This is a genomic window from Streptomyces sp. CB01635 (assembly GCF_002803065.1).
In the GTDB taxonomy this organism is placed as follows: Bacteria; Actinomycetota; Actinomycetes; order Streptomycetales; family Streptomycetaceae; genus Streptomyces.
In genome coordinates this window covers 786,675-804,347 of the sequence record NZ_NNBL01000001.1, presented here as the reverse complement: position 1 = coordinate 804,347, position 17,673 = coordinate 786,675, and the positions used below count along the sequence as shown (strand labels likewise).

Sequence of the window (17,673 nt, the reverse complement as noted above, 5' to 3'; positions counted from 1 at the left end):
CCTCTACTCGGGGGTGTCCGGCGGATCACGGGCCGGGGTCGCGACGCCTGGCACGGCACCTCGCCGCGACCTACCCGGCCCTGATCCGCCGGACACCCCCTAGCGGGTCAGGTAGGCGAGGCCGGGGTGGGCCGACGCGTATCCCTCCAGGAGGCGGCGGGCCACGGTCACGGAGTCGACGAGGGGGTGCAGGGCGAAGGCCTTGACGGCGGCGGCGCGCGAGCCGCCCTCGGCCGCTTCGAGCACCTCGCGCTCGACGGCCTTGACCGAGGAGACGAGGCCCGTGGCGTGGCCGGGCAGCGGCGCCACGCTGACGGGGTGCGCGCCGTTGGCGTCGACGAGGCAGGGGATCTCGACCACGGCGTCGTCGTCGAGGGACGGCAGGGCGCCGCGCCCGCGCACGTTGAGGATCAGCGTCGCGCGCTCGTCGCGGGCGATGGCGCGCATCAGGGCGAGCGCCACCTTCTCGTAGCCTCCCGACTCCTCCAGGTCGGCCGCGTCCCGCTCGCCCGCGCCGGACGCCTCGCGGTTGTGCGCCATGTACGTGGCCTCGCGCTCGGCGCGGGTGCGGTCCCAACTGGCGTACGACGGGTCGGCGTAGAAGGCGGCCTGCTGGTCGAGCAGGAACGCGCCGCGGGTGCGATCGGCCTCCTGGTAGGCGCGTACGGTCTCGCGGTTGAAGTAGTAGTAGTGCAGGTACTCGTTGGGGATCGCGCCGAGGGAGCGGAGCCAGTCCGTGCCGAAGAGGCGGCCTTCCTCGAAGGAGCCGAGCAGCTTCTCGTCGGCGAGCAGGCGCGGGAGCTCGTCGCGGCCGTTCACCTCGAGTCCGCGCAGCCAGCCGAGGTGGTTGAGGCCGACGTAATCGATCCAGGCCTCGCCCGGGTCGGCGCCGAGGACGCGCGCCACGCGGCGGCCGAGTCCGACGGGCGAGTCGCAGATGCCGATGACGCGGTCGCCGAGGTGCCGTGACATGGCCTCGGTGACCAGGCCCGCCGGGTTGGTGAAGTTGATGACCCAGGCGTCGGGCGCGAGTTGCCGGACGCGGCGCGCGATGTCGACGGCGACGGGCACGGTCCGCAGGCCGTACGCGATGCCACCGGCGCCGACGGTCTCCTGGCCGAGCACTCCCTCGGCGAGGGCGACCCGCTCGTCCGCGGCGCGGCCCGCGAGGCCGCCGACGCGGATCGCGGAGAACACGAAGTCGGCGCCGCGCAGCGCCTCGTCGAGGTCGGTGGTGGCGTGCACGGCGGGCGCGTCGGGGACGCCGGTGGCTTGTTCCGTCAGTACGCCGGTGACGGCCCGCAGCCGGTCCGGGTCGGTGTCGTGCAGCGTGACCTCGGTGACGCGGCCCGGCGCATGGTCGCCGAGCAGCGCTCCGTACACCAAGGGCACTCGAAATCCGCCACCGCCGAGAATCGTCAGCCTCATGCGCCGATCGTAGGGCAGCCTGGTCCGCGACCCGATCTTCGACCGGCGGAGGCCGCGATGAAACCCCCCACGCAACGACGGACAAGACGCCAACTCCTCACTCTGGCCGCGACCCTGGGCGCCCTCGCGCTCGGCGCGGGCACGGCGGTGGCCGCGCCCACCTGGACCGAGACCGGCACCGCGCGGGTGAGTTCACTCACCGGCAGCCAGGGCCTGGCGAGCCACGCCGACGGCTCCCTGGTGTACCGGGGCCTCGCTTCCGTACCGCTCGATCTGCGCACGGCGGGCTGGTCGCACATAGGCGACCCGGATGTGGCGCAGGGCTACACGTTCGACGCGTACCAGGGCGGCGACGCCACGACGAAGAAGATGTTCGCGGTGACGGCCCCCGACGGGAAGCGCACCACGTACGAACACGCCTTGGATCAAGGTGAGTTGCTCAACAACTCGTTCGCGTCCGTGTCGCCCGACGGGCAGTGGCTGGTGGCCGGCGAGTGGGGCACCATGAACCGGCTCCAGGTCTTCCCGGCGCCCGTGCTCAACCCGTCGGCGCCCGCGCCCGGCGCGAATCTCCCGCAGGCCGGGCAGATCACTCTCGACAAGCCGGTCGACAACATCCAGGGCTGCGACTTCACCGACGCCACACATCTGGCGTGCTCGTCCGACGGCTCGACGAAGGAGGTCCTGGAGGTCGCCCTGGACCGCCCCCTGGACGGCTCGCCGGTCACCGGACACGTCACGGCCGCGTTCGCGATCCCCCAACGCAGCATCTGTTCGGGCACCTTCGAGGCCGAGGGCGTCGACTACGACACCGCGAGCGGCACGCTGCGGGTGGAGATGGTGCCGCCCTCGCCGTGTCTGGTGACGACGACGGTGATCTCGTACCGCAAGGGCTGACCGTGACCTCGGGCCGTAAGACCTGAGGTGTGGGACGGCGGGGTTCGGGGGATGGTCGCGATCATGACAGATCGCACGTCCCCCTCCCCGTCGGCCCCGTCCGGCCCCTCGGACCCGTCGGATTCGGCGGCCGGGGCCCTGAACACCGCTCCCCCGCGCCGCCCGCTGCGCCAGCTCCTCGCCGCCTCGGTCGGCAACGCCGTCGAGTGGTACGACTGGTACGCCTACACCTTCCTGGCCACGTACATCGCGGGCCAGGTGTTCCCCAAGGGCTCGGGGAACTCCCTCGTACCACTGCTCTCCACGTTCGCGGTGTTCGCCGTCGGGTTCTTCATGCGGCCGGTCGGCGGGCTCCTCATGGGAGCGGTCGCCGACCGGCACGGCCGCCGGGCCGCGCTGACCGTGACCATCCTGCTGATGGGCGGCAGCAGCCTGCTCGTCGGACTCACCCCGACGTACGCGGCCGCGGGCGTCCTCGCGCCCGTGGTGCTCGTCCTCGCGCGGCTGCTCCAAGGGCTGTCCGTCGGGGGCGAGTTCGCGGCCTCGACCACCTTCCTCGTGGAGTCGGCGGGCCCGGGGCGGCGCGGACTGTTCTCGTCCTTCCAGTACGTGTCGACGTCCGCCGGACAGCTCGCGGCGTCCGGTGTCGCGGCGGCGCTGGTGAGCACGCTCGGCGACGGGCAGATGGACGGCTGGGGCTGGCGCGTGCCGTTCGTCCTCGGAGCGCTCCTCAGCCTGGTCGGCTTCTGGATCCGGCGCGGCGCGTACGAGACACGCAGCGCCGAGCAGCGTGCGGCCGAGCGGCCGGGCCTCTTCGACGCGCTGCGCCATCACCCGCGCGAGTCCCTCCTGATCTGCGGCATCACCGCGGGCGGCACGCTCGCCTACTACACGTGGACGTCCTATCTGCCCACGTACGCGGAGCTGAACGCGGGCATCGACAAGGCGGACGCCCTCGTCGCGGGGACCATCGCGCTGGCCTTCTTCGCCCTGCTCCAGCCGATCGGCGGAATGCTCTCGGACCGGTTCGGGCGCAAGCCACTGCTCCTCTTCTTCGGCCTGGGCTTCGCGCTGCTCAGCGTGCCGCTGCTGCGCTCGCTCGGCAGCTCGTTCGCCTCGCTGCTCCTGGTGCAGTGCGCGGGCATGGTGCTGCTCACCGGCTTCACGTCGATCTCGGCCGCGGTCAACGCCGAGGTGTTCCCCGCACGGGTGCGCGCGGCGGGCATCGGGTTCCCGTACTCGCTCACCGTCGCCGTCTTCGGCGGGACGGCTCCCTATGTCGGCACGCTGTTCAAGGAGACCGGGCACGCCGGGCTCTTCCCCTGGTACGTCGCCGTGCTCTGCCTCGTGTCGTCCGTGGTGTACCTGCGACTGCCGGAGAGCGCGCACAAGGAGCTCGACCGCTGAGGAGCGTTGCACAGAGTGCAACCGCGGTTGCGCCTCTTGCCAGTCGAATGGGCACGCGCCAGGGTAGGAGCCACGTCACTCTGACCCCGGAGGTACCAGGAATGAGCAGCAGCACCAGCCGCCGCCGCTTCCTCGGCGGGATCGCGGCCGTCGCGGCCGGCGGTGCCGTCACGGCGGCGGCGGGTCCCGCGCAGGCGCGCCCGCCACGCGCGGGACGGCCCCTGTACCTCGGCACGTACACATCCCAGGACGGCGGTGGCAGCGGCATCGGTCTCGCCACGTACGACGCGAGCACGGGCCGTATCACCGGGACCGGCACGATCGACGGGGTGGCCGACCCCTCGTATCTGGCGGTGCATCCGCGCGGCCACACTCTGTACGCGGTCGACGAGGGGCAGGACGGCGGCGTGACGGCGGTCCGGCTCGCGGACCGGCGCGCGCTCGGCCGGCAGAGCACGGGCGGCGCGGGCCCCTGCCATCTGTCGGTGCACCCGAGCGGCGGGTGGCTGCTGAGCGCCAACTACCTTTCGGGGAGCGTCGCCGTGCACCCCATCGCCGACTCCGGCGCACTCGGTGAACGCACCGCTCTCGTCACCCACTCGAAGCCCGCGCCCGGCCCCGGCCAGGAGGGCCCGCACGCGCACCAGATCGTCACGTCCCCGGACGGGCGGCACGTGCTCGCCGTCGACCTGGGCAACGACACCGTCTACACGTACCGCCTCGACACGACGGCCGGGACGCTCACGCAGGTGTCGTACGCGTCCCTGCGCCCGGGCGCGGGCCCCCGTCACCTCACGTTCCACCCGGGTGGCCGCTTCGCGTACCTCGCCAACGAGGTGGACAACACAGTGGTCGTCTGCGCTTACGACCCGGGGACGGGACGCCTCACGCCCGGCGAACCCCAGTCCACCGGCACCGGTCCGGGCTCCAGCTACCCGGCGCAGATCCTGGTCACGGCCGAGGGCGGCTTCGCCTACCTCGCCAACCGCGGGCACAACAGCCTGACCCGGTACGCGATCGAGGCGGACGGCGCGCGGCTGCGCCTGCTCGACACGGTGCCCGTCGGCGGCGACTTCCCGCGCCAGATCGCCTTCTCGCCGGACGGGCAACTCCTGTTCGCCGCGAACCAGAAGTCGGGGTCCGTGACCGTCTTCCACGTCGACCACTGCGGCGGCGGGCTCACCCCGGCGGAGGGCCCCGCGTTCGCCGCACCGATCGCCGTCTGCGCGCTGCCGCTGTAGCGCGCGGGGTCCGGAAGCCGCGGGGCCGGCCGACGAGGCCGACCAGCGCCGGCAGGAGGCCGGCGACGGCGGCTCCCGTGACGAGGACGGCGGGCACGAAGACGGCCGGCCCCGCGTGGGGCCGGCCGTCTTCGTGCCCGCCGTCAGGTCACCGCATGATCCCGGTGAGCGCGTCCCCTTCCTTCGCGCACTCCCACGCGCCGTCGCAACACGCCTGCCAGGACCGGGCGTCGGGTCCGAGGAGCACGACGCGCTGGCCGACGGCCGCGGGCGTCAGCAGGGACAGGCGCAGTCCCGCGGTCTCGACGACCAGGCCGGAGGCGGTCCGGCCCGCTCCCGCCGCCGGGCCGTCCGACAGCCGCGTGGCCTCGGGCAGTGCCTCGGCGACCTCGCCCGCCGGGTAGCCGAAGAGGTCTATGTCGTCCCAGGCGACCGGTGTCGCGGGGGCGGGAACCGTGGTGGTGACGTCGAGCCGGGACAGCCGGTCCGCCGCGCCCGGGCCGCCGCCGCTGAAGCCGAGTGTGACGCCGTCGAACTCCGCCTCGAAGGCCCAGTCCGGTTCGTGGAGAAGGTTGTTGAGCCACGCGTCGTGCGCATGCCGCAGCTCCGGGTACTGCTCGCGCGTCAGTGTCATGCACTGCCGCCTACGCGTGATCGCGCCCTCGGTGAGTTGGGAGAGCACCTCGTCGGGCGTCATCCCGAACCGCACCGCGCCCGCACCGTCGGGCAGCGTCACGCCTGTGTCCTGCGACAACTCCAGCATCGCCCCATTGTTCACGGCGGGGCCCGGGAGACAACCCCCCTGCGGTCCCGCGCACCCCTCCAGCAAACCTGCACACCGAATGCGCAGTCCGGTCACGGTGTGCTGTGAATGTGCACAACCCTCAAATGCCGCCCCGGCCATAAATGCGGGAGTGTCCATTTTGCAGAAATTCATGGAGCCCGCTCGGGAATTCTGACCTGTGGATCCTGTGAAGGGTCTGCCCACACCCGGTGAACACTCCTGCACGCGGCGGTAATTACGTGCCCGCACAGCCTCTGACCGGGGACCTTCCGATTGGATGTGCGAGGCGTCCGCGTGCTTTGATCCTCCGCACTGCGGGAGTTACGCAAGTGATTCACGCATTCTGGTAATTACCAATGAGAAGGGCAGCTCATCATGAACTCCACCCCCCAGGTTCAGACCCTCGAGATCTCCGACGCCGACCTCGACAACGTCTCGGGCGGCCTCGTGGGCGGCCTCGCCGCCAACCTGACCGGCACGGCTGACTCGATCGCCCCCGTCTCCGGCGTCGTCGGTGGCCTGACCGGCACCGTCGAGGGCCTGACCGGCGTCAACACCGCCGCCGTCACCGGCCTGGCCACCGGCCTGACCGCTGGTCTCTGAGCCACGGCTCTGCCAGGGCCCCGGAACCTCCCCCCGGTTCCGGGGCCCTTGGGCACTCCCGGCACCTCGCCGGACCGGAAGACACGTAAGGGAAGTACGTCGTGCAGTTCCGCCAACAGGCCCTGTCCAAACTGCAGTCGCCCGAGGAACTCGACCTTCCCGTGCGGCTCGCCAGGCCCCAGGGCGTACTCGCGCTGGCCGTGACCCTCGTCGTGATGGCGGCCGCGTCCGTGTGGGCGGTGACCGGGTCCCTCTCCTCGACGCTGCGGGTCCCCGGCGTCCTCACCCACGCGCAGGGCAGTTACGTCCTCCAGAGCCCCGTCACCGGTCAGGTCACGGGCGTGCTCGCCAAGGAGGGGCAGCGCCTCGCCGCGAACTCCCCGCTCCTCAAGGTCAGTACACCGCAGGGCGACCGCTATGTGCGGACCGTCGACGCGGGCCGCGTCACCACGCTCGTCGCCCGGATCGGCGCGGTGGTCACCACCGGTTCCGACGTGGCGACCGTCGAGAAGACCGGCGCCAAGGACCCCCTCCTCGCGGTGCTGTACGTCCCCGCGGACCGCGCGGGCACCGTGCCCGTCGGAGCGGACGTCGACCTCACCGTCCAGTCTGCGCCGTCCCAGCAGTACGGCATGCTGCGCGGCCGCGTGCAGGCGGTCGGGCGCGGCGCGCAGAGCAGTCAGCGGGTCGAGGCGTTCCTCGGCGACAAGGAACTGGCCACGCAGTTCACGAAGGGCGGCCCGGCGGTCGCGGTCCTCGTGAAGCTCGTCGCGTCGTCCTCCACCAAGTCGGGTTACGCCTGGTCCTCCAAGGGCGGACCGCCGTACGCGCTCGACTCGATGACCCCCGCCTCCGGCGCCGTGCACCTCGCCGAGCAGCGCCCGATCGATTGGCTGCTCCCGTGAGCCCCTCCCCCGCAGTCCAGCAGCAGCTGCCCCCGGCCGGACACGGCCGCCGCCGCGCGCGCCCCGCGCCGAAGCCGCCGCGCCGCCGCCACCGCACCGTCCGCACGCCCACCGTCCTCCAGATGGAGGCCGTCGAGTGCGGCGCCGCGTCCCTCGCGATGGTCCTGGCGCACCACGGCCGGCACGTCCCTCTGGAGGAGCTGCGCATCGCGTGCGGCGTCTCGCGCGACGGCTCGCGGGCCAGCAACCTCCTGAAGGCGGCCCGCAGTTACGGGATGACCGCGCGCGGCATGCAGATGGAGCCGGCCGCGCTCGCGGAGGTCGAGGCGCCCGCGATCCTCTTCTGGGAGTTCAACCACTACGTCGTCTACGACGGCATGGGCCGGCGCTTCGGGCGGCGCGGCGTGCACATCAACGACCCGGACAAGGGCCGCAGGTTCGTGCCCTCCGAGGACTTCGACACCAGTTTCACGGGCGTCGTCCTGGTCCTCGAACCCGGCGACGACTTCCGCACGGGCGGACGCAGGCCCGGCGTCCTGCGGGCGCTGCCCGCGCGCCTTCGCGGCACGACGGGCACGATGTTCGCGGCGCTGCTCGCCAGCCTCCTGCTCGTCGCGGTCGGCGCGGCGCTGCCCGCGCTCAGCCGCACGTACATCGACATGTTCCTGATCGGTGACCAGACCTCGCTGCTCGGCGCGCTGTTCGCCTCGATGGGCGCGATGGTGGCGCTCACGGCCGTGCTCACCTGGCTCCAGCAGGCCAATCTGCTGCGCGGGCGCGTGATCGCGTCGACGCTGAGCAGCGCCCGGTTCTTCGGCCATCTGCTGCGGCTGCCGGTGACGTTCTTCGCGCAGCGCAGTCCGGCCGATCTGGTGCAGCGCCTGCAGTCGAACGACGCGGTCTCCGAGACGCTCGCGCGTGACCTGACCGCGGCGGGCGTCGACGGCGTCGTGGTCCTCCTGTACGCGGCGCTGCTGTGGACGTACGACCCGCAGCTCACGCTGGTGGGTGTGGGCATCGCGCTCGGGAACGTCGTGGCGATGCGGATCGTGATCCGGCTGCGGGCGACCCGTACGCAGAAACTGCGCGCGGACACGGCGCGGCTCACCAACACCTCGTACACCGGCCTTCAGCTCATCGAGACGATGAAGGCGACGGGCGGCGAGAACGGGTACTTCCGGCGCTGGGCGGGGCAGCACGCGACCACGCTGGAGGAGCAGCAGCGGCTCGGGGTGCCGAGCGCGTGGCTCGGCATCGTGGCACCGACCCTGGCGACGCTCAACAGCGCCCTGATCCTGTGGATCGGCGGCCTGCGCGCGGTCGAGGGTCATCTGTCGGTGGGCCTGCTCGTGGCGTTCCAGGCGCTCGTCACGCGTTTCACCGCGCCGATCACGCGCCTCAACGGTGTCGCGGGACGCATCCAGGACTTCGCCGCCGACGTGGCGCGCCTCAAGGACGTGGAGAGCTTCCCGGCGGACGCCCTGTACACGCGGCCCGACGCGGCGGCGAGCACGCGCCGCCTCAAGGGACACGTCACGCTCGACGACATCACCTTCGGGTACAGCCCGCTGGACAAGCCGCTCCTCACGGGCTTCTCACTGGCGGTCGGACCCGGTCAGCAGGTGGCGCTCGTCGGCGGCTCGGGCAGCGGCAAGTCGACGGTGTCGCGGCTGATCTCCGGGCTCTACAGCCCGTGGGAGGGCACGATCCGCATCGACGGACAGCGTCTGGAGGACATTCCGCGGGGCGCCCTGTCGGCGTCGGTGTCGTTCGTCGACCAGGACGTGTTCCTCTTCGAGGGCACGGTCCGTGACAACGTCGCGCTGTGGGACCCGTCGATCCCCGACGAGGCCGTCGTCGACGCTCTCAAGGACGCGGCGCTCTACGACGTCGTCGCGCGCAGGCCCGGCGGGATCCAGGGCCGGGTCGAGCAGGACGGGCGGAACTTCTCCGGCGGTCAGCGCCAGCGCCTGGAGATCGCGCGGGCCCTGGTGCGCCGGCCGAGCATCCTCGTGCTCGACGAGGTGACCAGTGCGCTCGACGCCGAGACGGAGCAGCTCATCATCGACAATCTGCGGCGCCGCGGCTGCGCCTGCGTCGTGATCGCGCACCGCCTCAGCACGGTGCGCGACAGCGACGAGATCGTCGTCCTCGACCACGGCCAGATCGTCGAGCGGGGCCGGCACGAGGCGCTCGTCGCCGCCGGCGGGCCGTACGCCGAGCTGGTCAAGGAGCACTGACGTGACGTACGCAGATCAGGAGTACGCGGCCGGCGACCAGGTGACCGCCTCGTTCGGCTCCCTGGGCATGCCGGTGGACTGCGCCGGCATGCGCAGCCTGAACCTCGAAGGACCGCAGGTCCTGTGGCTGGTCGTCCAGGGCGCGCTCGACCTGTTCGCGGTCGACGCGGCCGCCCAGGGCCACTGGCACTTCCTGGGACGCCTGGAGGCGGGCACTCTGCTGCTCGGCCCGGTCGAGGGACCCCAGCACACGTTGGTGGGGCGCCCGTTGCAGGGCTGCCTGCTGCGCCGCATCGGCCTGCGCGAACTGCAGCGCCCCGACTACGGCGACGCCTCGTGGTCGTACGACCAGCAGTACCTCAGCCAGTACGACACCCAGGACGCCGCCCTCAGCCTCCTCGAGCACGCCTTCGCCCTGGGTGTGGGCCGCAGCCAGCGCGTCCTGTTCGAGGCACCCCTCGACGGCCGGACGGTCGGCGACGACTCCGTGGGCGACGACGACATCCTGTGGCTGCCGATCCTGCCGGGCAGCGTGCAGTACGGCGCGTCGTACAGCGCGGACACCGTGGGCGAGCTGCTCGTCGACGGCTCGATGTGGCAGCGCATGGTCAACCAGCAGTTCCGGCTCCTGTCTGCGCTCGACCGGTGGATCGAACGCCTGGAGAACGCGCACGAGACCCGCACGGCGGCGGGCATCAAGGCGGGCGAGACCGTCCGCGAGGAGGCCGACCGGACGCTCCTCGCGTCCATCGGCCGCCAGGGCAAGGGCAGTTCACGTCGCGGCTCCTCCTCCGGGAACAGCGACGACGCGACGTACGCGGCGTGCAAGCTGGTCGCGGGCGCGGCGGGGATCACGCTCGCGGCGCCCGAGCGCAGCGGCGCCGTCAGCGACCGCGTCGACCCGGTCGAGCAGGTCGCCGTCGCCTCACGGATCCGCACCCGCGCGGTCCGCCTCGACGGGCGCTGGTGGCGCGAGAACGCGGGCCCCCTGGTGGGGCACCGGACGTCCGGCACCCCGGTCGCGCTGCTGTGGCGCCGCGGCGGGTACGAGGCCGTGCATCCGTCGAGCGGGCGGCGGACCCGGATCGACGAGGACAACGCGGAGGAGTTCGAGCAGCGGGCGGTCATGCTGTACCGGCCGCTGCCCGACCGGGCGCTGAGCCCGCTGCGGCTGCTCCGGTTCAGCGCGCGCGGCACGCGGGCCGACGTGCGCAACCTGCTGCTCGCCGGGCTCGTGACGGTCGCGATCGGGGCCCTGGTGCCGGTCGCCACCGGGCGGGTGCTCGGCGTGTACGTGCCGAACGCCGAGACGGACCTCATCGTGCAGGTCTCCCTCGCGGTCATGGTGACGAGCATCGTGTCGGCCGCGTTCATGCTGCTGCAGAATCTGACGATCCTGCGCATGGAGGGCCGGATCGAGAGCGCGCTCCAACCCGCCGTGTGGGACCGCCTGTTGAGGCTCCCGACGCGGTTCTTCGCGTCGCGGTCCACGGGTGAGCTGGCGAGCGCCGCCATGGGCATCAGCTCGATCCGCCGCCTCATGTCCGGCGTGGGCCCGGTGGTGGTGCAGTCCGGCACGGTCGGCGCGATGAACCTCGTCCTGCTCCTCCTCTACAGCGTCCCCCTGGCGCTGACCGCGCTCGCCATGCTCGCGGTGATCGCGGGCGTGTTCCTCACCCTCGGGCTGTGGGAACTGCGCTGGCAGCGCCGCCTCGTCGTGCTCGGAAACAAGCTCAACAACCAGGCGTTCCAGACGCTGCGGGGCCTTCCCAAGCTGCGGGTCGCGGGCGCGGAGAGCTTCGCGTACGCCTCGTGGGCCGGGGAGTTCGCGCGCAGCCGCGAGCTACAGCGGCGCGCGGGCCGCATCAAGAACCTCACGACGGTCCTCAACGCGGTCTATCTGCCCCTGTGTTCGCTCGTGATGTTCATGCTGCTCGCGGGCCCCGCGCGGGGCACCCTCTCCGCGGGCGACTTCCTCACGTTCAGCACCGCGGTGACGATGCTGCTGTCTTCGGTCACACAGCTCACGGGCGCCCTGATCTCGGCGGCGGCCGTCCTGCCGATGTTCGAGCAGATCAAGCCCGTCCTCGACGAGGCACCCGAGGTGCGGGCCGCCAGCACCCAGCCGGGCGAGCTGACGGGCGAGATCGAGGCGCGTGGCGTGTCCTTCCGCTACACGGACGACGGGCCGCTCGTCCTCGACGACGTGAACCTGTCCATCAGGCCGGGCGAGTTCGTCGCGGTCGTCGGTCCGAGCGGCTGCGGCAAGTCCACGCTCCTGCGCCTCCTCATCGGCTTCGACAAGCCGGTCTCGGGCGGTGTCCTGTACGACGGCCAGGACCTCGGCGCGCTCGACCAGGCCGCCGTGCGCCGGCAGTGCGGCGTCGTCCTGCAGAACGCGCAGCCGCTGACCGGGTCGATCCTGGACTGCATCTGCGGTGCCGAGGTGTTCACGCAGGAGGAGGCGTGGGAGGCGGCGGCGATGGCGGGGCTCGCCGAGGACATCAAGCGGATGCCGATGGGCCTGCACACGATGATCGCCGGCGGCGGCGCGATCTCCGGCGGCCAGCGCCAGCGCCTGATGATCGCGCAGGCGCTGATCCGCCGGCCGCGCATCCTGTTCTTCGACGAGGCCACGAGCGCGCTGGACAACGAGACCCAGCGCACGGTCATCGACAGCACCCGCGCCCTGAAGGCCACGCGTGTCGTCATCGCGCACCGCCTGTCCACGGTGATGGACGCGGACCGGGTGATCGTCATGGCGGACGGCCGGGTCGTCCAGCAGGGACCGCCGGCCCAGCTGCTCGCGGACACGAACGGACGGCTGCACGAGCTGGTGCGGCGTCAGATGGCCTAGGGCCTCTCGTTCGGATCAGGCTGGGCTCGCGGGGACGCGGCCCGCGCAAGGACATTGACAGAACCCCTCAACCCTGTGAACCTTCGTGCTCGAAGTTGCTCGAAATGGCAATAGTTCAAGCACTGGCAAACATCGACCGGCCGGGCTCCATGGGTCACTCGGGTTGAGCGGAGATGCACCTTGCACGGATTGCGAAGACTGCGGCAACGGCGGCTGAGACGGCAACGCCCGTCTCGCGGGGGCACCTTGGCGGTGATCGGCACGGCCGCACTCCTCGGCGCGACCCTCCTCGGGGCCCCCGCCCAGCAGGCGAAGGCGGCGACTCCGGGCAGCGGGGTGCTCGACGACGCCCACAAGAGCGTGACGTGGCAGAGCCCGGTGTACGCCGCGGGAACCGTGGGCGATCCCGGCAAGTGCCCGGCCGCCGCGGACGACCCCGACAACAAGGTGTGCGACCGCTTCGACCTCAAGGTGTCGGTCCCTGACGGCTACTGGGACGACAACCCCGAGGGCGGCGTCCCCGTCTCGATCGAGTGGGCGAAGCAGCCCACCGACGACTTCGACATGTACGTCTTCGACGACGCGGGCAAGCAGGTAGCCGCCAGTGCGGGCACGGCCGACCCCGAGGCCACGGTGATCCCGAAGGCCAACGGCACGTACCACGTCGTGGTCGTCCCCTACGACGTGCACGACAACTCCTTCGTCGGCAAGGCGTATCTGCCCGAGACGACCGACGCGGGCGACCTGACCTCCTTCACGGGCAAGGACGGCAGCTACACCGTCGGCGCCGGCGCCCTCAAGGCGAGGGCCGACTTCCTGACGGGTGGTCAACTGCGGCTCCAGGCCGACCCGTCCGGCACGTTCAGCGACCCGGCAGGATCGCAGATCGTGCGCAAGCAGCCCGCGCTCGACAAGCACACTTCGTCGTTCGACGCGGGCGCGTACTACGGCATCCGCTCCTCCGGCGCCGTCCTGCGCGTCTACAAGCAGCCCCTGCGCTTCGGCCTCTACAAGGCCGACAACAGGACGCGGATCTGGCAGGAGGACAAGCCCCTGCGCTGGTCCACCGGAGGCATGCGGCAGAGCCTGGAGCGCGGCAAGGACGAGCAGTTCTTCGGCGGCGGCGAGCAGAACGGCTCGTTCTCGCACCGCGACAAGACGGTCTACGTCGCGAACAACACCAACTGGAACGAGGGCGGTTACAACAACTCACAGCCGTTCTACCTCTCTTCGGCGGGCTACGGCGTCTACCGCAACACCTTCGCCCCCGGCGTCTACGACTTCGGCCCCTCGGTCCACACGGGCCAGCAGGAGCGCCGCCTCGACGCCTACTACTTCCTCGGTGACGCGAAGAAGGTGATCGGCGGCTACACCTCGCTGGTGGGCAAGCCGTTCATGCCGCCGGTGTACGGCCTCGAACCCGGCGACGCCGACTGCTATCTCCACAACGCCAACCAGGGCGAGCGCCACACCCTCGACTCCCTCAAGGTCGCCGACGGGTACGTCGACCACCAGATGCCGCTCGGCTGGATGCTGGTCAACGACGGCTACGGCTGCGGCTACGAGAACCTCGCCGAGACCGCGAAGGGCCTCCAGGAGCGGGGCGCCGAGATGGGGCTGTGGACCCAGGACGGCATCGACAAGCTCGCCGACCAGGTGAAGGCCGGGCAGCGGGTCGCGAAGCTCGACGTCGCCTGGATCGGCAACGGCTACGGCATGTCGTTGGACGCCTGCGACAAGGCGAAGGCCGGTATCGAGGACAACAGCGACGCGCGCGGCTTCGTCTGGATGCCCGTCTCGTGGGCGGGCGCGCAGCGCTGCGGCGTGCTGTGGAGCGGCGACCAGAAGCTGTCGTGGGACTTCGTGCGCTGGCAGATCCCGACGTACGCGGGCGCCACGATGTCGGGCATCGCGTACAACTCCGGGGACGTGGGCAGCATTTACAGCCACGACGCCAAGATGTACGCGCGCGACCTCCAGGCCAAGACGTTCCTGCCGGCCATCATGACGATGGACGGCTGGGCCACGGACATGACCACCGGCAAGAAGATCAACCAGCAGCCGTGGGTGGACGGCGAGCCCTACACGTCCATCAACCGCAAGTACCTTCAGCTGCGCGAGCGCCTGCTGCCGTACCTGTACACGCTGTCCGCCGAGGCGGCGAAGACCGGTGTCGGCGGGGTGCGCCCGCTCTACCTGGAGTACCCGGACGACCCCGCAACGCTCGGCGCGAACGCCAAGTACGAGTACCTGGCGGGCGACGACTTCCTGGTCGCCCCGGTCTACAAGGACTCGGACACCCGCGACGGCATCTACCTGCCCAAGGGCACGTGGACGGACTACTGGACGGGCAGGACCTACAAGGGTCCGACCACGATCGACGGCTACCACGCACCCGTCGACACGCTCCCCCTCTTCGTCAAGTCCGGTGCGGTCGTGCCGATGTGGCCGAAGGGGACGACGTCGTACAAGTCCCGTGACGTCCATGAGCTGGACTGGGACGTGTATCCGCAGGGCCGTTCCTCCTACACGCTGTACGAGGACGACGGCGTGACGCGCGACTTCGCCAAGGGCGCGTCGGCGACGCAGCGCGTCACGGTCGACCAGGGCAAGCACTCGACCGAGGTCAACGTCGGTGCGAGCAAGGGCAGTTACCAGAACAAGCCCGACACCCGCGCGTACCGGTTCACCGTCCACGGCGAGAGCGCGCCGCGCCGGGTGTCGGCGGAGGGGCGCACGCTGCCCCGCGTCGGCTCGGCGGACGCGCTCGCGGCGGCCGGGTCGGGCTGGTACTACGACGCGGACACGGGGGTGACGACGGTGAAGACCGCGCGCCAGTCCCTGGACCGCGGCTTCACGGTGACGCTGCGGCGCTGATCCGCACGGCGGAGTGAGGCGGGGGCGGGTCCGGTGGTACGGGCCCGCCCCCTCTCCGTTGCCGCGGACTGCCGTATCGCGTGCGTAGGCCTCCGGACGCCGACCCCGACCCCGCGCCGCACCAGGCGGTTTGCTGGTGCGACGCGGGCTGCTCGTACGATGTCCGCGAGTACGTTCGGGCCAGCGCACGGAGGGAGGGGCGAGGGTGTCGGCTACAGCCGATTCGCGGCGTCGTGTCCGCGTTGCGCCCGGCCAGTTCCCCCCGCCGGAACCCCGTCCACCACGCCGACCAGCACGTCTTCGGCCCGATGATAGGTTCAAACGCGTGATATCGACGGGGCCACTGAGCCGTACGGCGCTGAGCGGAGTCACTTTGGTGGGTGAGCGCGGACGCGTCGCACTCGTGCTGCCGTCCCGCGAGCCGCTCGGCGTCTTCGGTGTGTACGGGCGTCTGCTCGGCACCTTCGCGTAAGGGCTCGGGGAATGACGCAGAGCGACTGGCAGAACAACGTACTGCGGGACCTGCTCAGGCAGACCCAGGCACAACTGGGCGGGGAGGGCGGCGAGATGACGGCGTCGGACATGTCGAGTTCCGAGGTAGCGGGGCGAGGCGCCGGGGCCGAGGGAGAGGCGGAGCCCTCAGTGGCACCTTCGCCCGCCCCCGGGCGCGCACCGCTTCCGCGCCGACGCCCCAACACGTCTCCGTCACCGGACGCGGGGCCTGGCCCGTCGCCCTCACCGCCGCTCGCCCCGGACGACGACGCTGCGGGTGAGCCGATTTCCCCCACGGCCACCCCGGCGCCGCGCCGGACGGCGTCACTGGCGGCACGCCTCGCGGCGGGCCGAGCGGACCGACCGACTCCGCCGACCGACGCGGACGCGGTACCGGTCCCGGTCCCCGTCCCGGCGGCCTCAACCGACGCGCCCGCCGACGCCCCGCCGACCCCGAAGCCCTTGGCGCCGAAGCCCGGCCCCGGCAGCACGGGCACGTCACCCATACCGAACGTGTCCATCGAGATCGACAAGAAGGCCACCCCCACACCCGCGCCCCCGCCCGACGTCACGGACGCCGTGCCCGTCCTGGCGGCAGCCACCCACTCCCCGGCCCCGGACACCCCAACCCCCGTCCCCCAAGCCGACATCAGGGACGCCGCACCCACCCCCGACGCGCCCGCCCCACCCCCGAACCCCCCGGCCTCCCACCTCCCCTCCGCCCCGCCTCCCTCAGGACTCCCCGCCCCCTACACACCCGCGCCCGCGCCGACCCCTCAGCCGCACGCGCCCGCACCCCACGCCCCAGTCGCCCCCACCCCCCGCTCGCGGAACCCCCGGCTCCCCGCCTTCACCCCCGAGTCCGTCCCCACCGTCGACCCGCGGCTGGCCGGGGCGCTCGGGCGGGCTCAGCGCGGGGACACAATGGCCAGGCGCACGGGACATTCGCTGCGCAGGCTCGCCTCGTCCGCCGCGCCGGGAGTGTCCGAAGAGACGCGTCTCGCGCGGGCGGTGCAGCAGCCGGTGGCCAACGGCCGGGTGGTCGCCGTGACATCCATCCGCGGAGGCGTGGGCAAGACCACCGTGTCCGCCCTCCTCGCCCGCACCCTGAACCACTACCGGCACGACCCGGTGCTCGCGCTGGAGGCGGACGCCGCACTCGGCACGCTGCCCGTGCGGCTGGGTGCCGAGTCGGTGCGCTGGTCGTGCCCCGACCTCGCGCAGATCCTCAAACCGTCGATGCGACTCACCGACGTCACCGGCTATCTCGTGCCGGTCACCGACGGCGGCTGGCTGCTGCCGGCGAGCCAGGGCCGCGTCGGCGCCCCGCTGGACATACGTACGTACCGGACGGTGTCGCTCGCGCTGCGACGCTACTTCGCGGTGACGGTCGTGGACTGCGAGACGCTGCCGGGCGAGGTGGCGCGTACGGCGATGGACACGGCGCACGCGCGCGTGGTGGTCGCCCCGATGACGGCGGAGGGTGTGGGCGGCACGCGCGTGGTGCTCGACTGGCTGGCTCAGCTCCCGAAGGCGGCCCTGGCCAGTACCGTCGTCGCGCTCACGTCGAGCGCGCCCGACATGACGCTCGACCTGAAGGCGGCGACCGCACATCTGCGCGAGACGGGTGTCGCGGTGGTGCACCTGCCGTACGACCGTCACCTGGCGGCGGGAGGCCCGATCCGGACGGCGCTCCTGTCGGAGGCGACACGCCGCGCGGCCACGGGTCTGGCGGCCGAGGCGGTGCAGCGGGCGGCGAGGTAGCGGCGGCGCACCGGTGGGCACCCGCCCGGCCCGCTCATCCCCGGACACGAGCCGGCCCAGGTGATCAGGGCTACGAACAGGGCGACTGGAGGGACGACGAGACCTGCGGCCATCAGCCAGCCCGTCCTCTCCGTCGTCTTCTCGCCGACCTCCCGAAACGGGGGCCCTAGGCACCCGC

The 17,673-nt window shown here is 71.9% G+C and carries 12 protein-coding genes; 10 read left to right on the top strand and 2 right to left on the bottom strand.

The genetic code is table 11. From position 1 onward, the window contains the following. Positions 1-99: 99 nt before the first annotated feature. The gene (locus tag CG723_RS03385; RefSeq protein WP_100591634.1) at positions 100-1,428 is read right to left on the bottom strand and encodes a 6-phospho-beta-glucosidase; all 1,329 of its coding nucleotides are present in this window, start codon (positions 1,426-1,428) and stop codon (positions 100-102) included. Between the two features lie 57 nt (positions 1,429-1,485). Here CG723_RS03385 and CG723_RS03380 point away from each other — a divergent pair, with 57 nt between their 5' ends. From CG723_RS03380 to CG723_RS03370, 3 genes are all read left to right on the top strand, one after another. Continuing rightward, positions 1,486-2,325, top strand: a complete 840-nt coding sequence (locus CG723_RS03380) for a hypothetical protein (RefSeq protein WP_100591633.1) — start codon at positions 1,486-1,488, stop codon at positions 2,323-2,325. A 51-nt stretch (positions 2,326-2,376) separates the two neighbouring features. After that, positions 2,377-3,732 (top strand): MFS transporter, encoded by a 1,356-nt coding sequence (locus CG723_RS03375; RefSeq protein ID WP_442802512.1) that lies wholly within the window; start codon positions 2,377-2,379, stop codon positions 3,730-3,732. Positions 3,733-3,833: 101 nt separating this feature from the next. Beyond that, positions 3,834-4,973, top strand: coding sequence for a lactonase family protein (locus CG723_RS03370; protein WP_100591632.1), 1,140 nt, complete (start codon positions 3,834-3,836; stop codon positions 4,971-4,973). Between the two features lie 148 nt (positions 4,974-5,121). Here CG723_RS03370 and CG723_RS03365 read toward each other — a convergent pair whose 3' ends face one another. Further along, on the bottom strand, positions 5,122-5,736 hold the full coding sequence (locus tag CG723_RS03365; RefSeq protein ID WP_100591631.1) for a hypothetical protein: 615 nt from the start codon (positions 5,734-5,736) through the stop codon (positions 5,122-5,124). A gap of 396 nt (positions 5,737-6,132) precedes the next feature. Here CG723_RS03365 and CG723_RS03360 point away from each other — a divergent pair, with 396 nt between their 5' ends. The 7 genes from CG723_RS03360 to CG723_RS48610 all read left to right on the top strand — a co-directional run bounded on the left by CG723_RS03360 (position 6,133) and on the right by CG723_RS48610 (position 17,495). Continuing rightward, a complete protein-coding gene (locus tag CG723_RS03360) occupies positions 6,133-6,360 on the top strand; it encodes a type A2 lantipeptide (RefSeq protein WP_100591630.1) in 228 nt (75 codons plus the stop codon). 101 nt (positions 6,361-6,461) lie between these two features. Continuing rightward, positions 6,462-7,265, top strand: coding sequence for an HlyD family efflux transporter periplasmic adaptor subunit (locus CG723_RS03355; RefSeq protein WP_100591629.1), 804 nt, complete (start codon positions 6,462-6,464; stop codon positions 7,263-7,265). Beyond that, positions 7,250-9,505: an NHLP family bacteriocin export ABC transporter peptidase/permease/ATPase subunit gene (locus CG723_RS03350; protein WP_100591628.1), complete on the top strand. Its 2,256-nt coding sequence runs from the start codon at positions 7,250-7,252 to the stop codon at positions 9,503-9,505. Before CG723_RS03355 ends, CG723_RS03350 begins: the two co-directional genes overlap by 16 nt. Positions 9,506-9,572: 67 nt before the next feature. Continuing rightward, a complete protein-coding gene (locus tag CG723_RS03345) occupies positions 9,573-12,362 on the top strand; it encodes an NHLP bacteriocin export ABC transporter permease/ATPase subunit (RefSeq protein ID WP_100591819.1) in 2,790 nt (929 codons plus the stop codon). Between the two features lie 252 nt (positions 12,363-12,614). After that, the gene (locus CG723_RS03340; RefSeq protein ID WP_324902523.1) at positions 12,615-15,239 is read left to right on the top strand and encodes a glycoside hydrolase family 31 protein; all 2,625 of its coding nucleotides are present in this window, start codon (positions 12,615-12,617) and stop codon (positions 15,237-15,239) included. A gap of 325 nt (positions 15,240-15,564) precedes the next feature. Continuing rightward, the gene (locus tag CG723_RS46035) at positions 15,565-15,711 is read left to right on the top strand and encodes a hypothetical protein (protein ID WP_159032381.1); all 147 of its coding nucleotides are present in this window, start codon (positions 15,565-15,567) and stop codon (positions 15,709-15,711) included. A gap of 11 nt (positions 15,712-15,722) precedes the next feature. Then, positions 15,723-17,495, top strand: coding sequence for a hypothetical protein (locus CG723_RS48610; RefSeq protein ID WP_267893678.1), 1,773 nt, complete (start codon positions 15,723-15,725; stop codon positions 17,493-17,495). The last annotated feature ends 178 nt before the right edge of the window (positions 17,496-17,673 follow it).

Excerpts from the sequence above, each read along its gene's own strand:
- CG723_RS48610 (WP_267893678.1), top strand. The coding sequence starts at position 15,723 with ATGACGCAGAGCGACTGGCAGAACAACGTACTGCGGGACCTGCTCAGG.
- CG723_RS03375 (WP_442802512.1), top strand. The coding sequence starts at position 2,377 with ATGGTCGCGATCATGACAGATCGCACGTCCCCCTCCCCGTCGGCCCCG.
- CG723_RS03385 (WP_100591634.1), bottom strand. The coding sequence starts at position 1,428 with ATGAGGCTGACGATTCTCGGCGGTGGCGGATTTCGAGTGCCCTTGGTG.
- CG723_RS03380 (WP_100591633.1), top strand. The coding sequence starts at position 1,486 with ATGAAACCCCCCACGCAACGACGGACAAGACGCCAACTCCTCACTCTG.
- CG723_RS03360 (WP_100591630.1), top strand. The coding sequence starts at position 6,133 with ATGAACTCCACCCCCCAGGTTCAGACCCTCGAGATCTCCGACGCCGAC.
- CG723_RS03370 (WP_100591632.1), top strand. The coding sequence starts at position 3,834 with ATGAGCAGCAGCACCAGCCGCCGCCGCTTCCTCGGCGGGATCGCGGCC.
- CG723_RS03365 (WP_100591631.1), bottom strand. The coding sequence starts at position 5,736 with ATGCTGGAGTTGTCGCAGGACACAGGCGTGACGCTGCCCGACGGTGCG.
- CG723_RS03345 (WP_100591819.1), top strand. The coding sequence starts at position 9,573 with ATGCCGGTGGACTGCGCCGGCATGCGCAGCCTGAACCTCGAAGGACCG.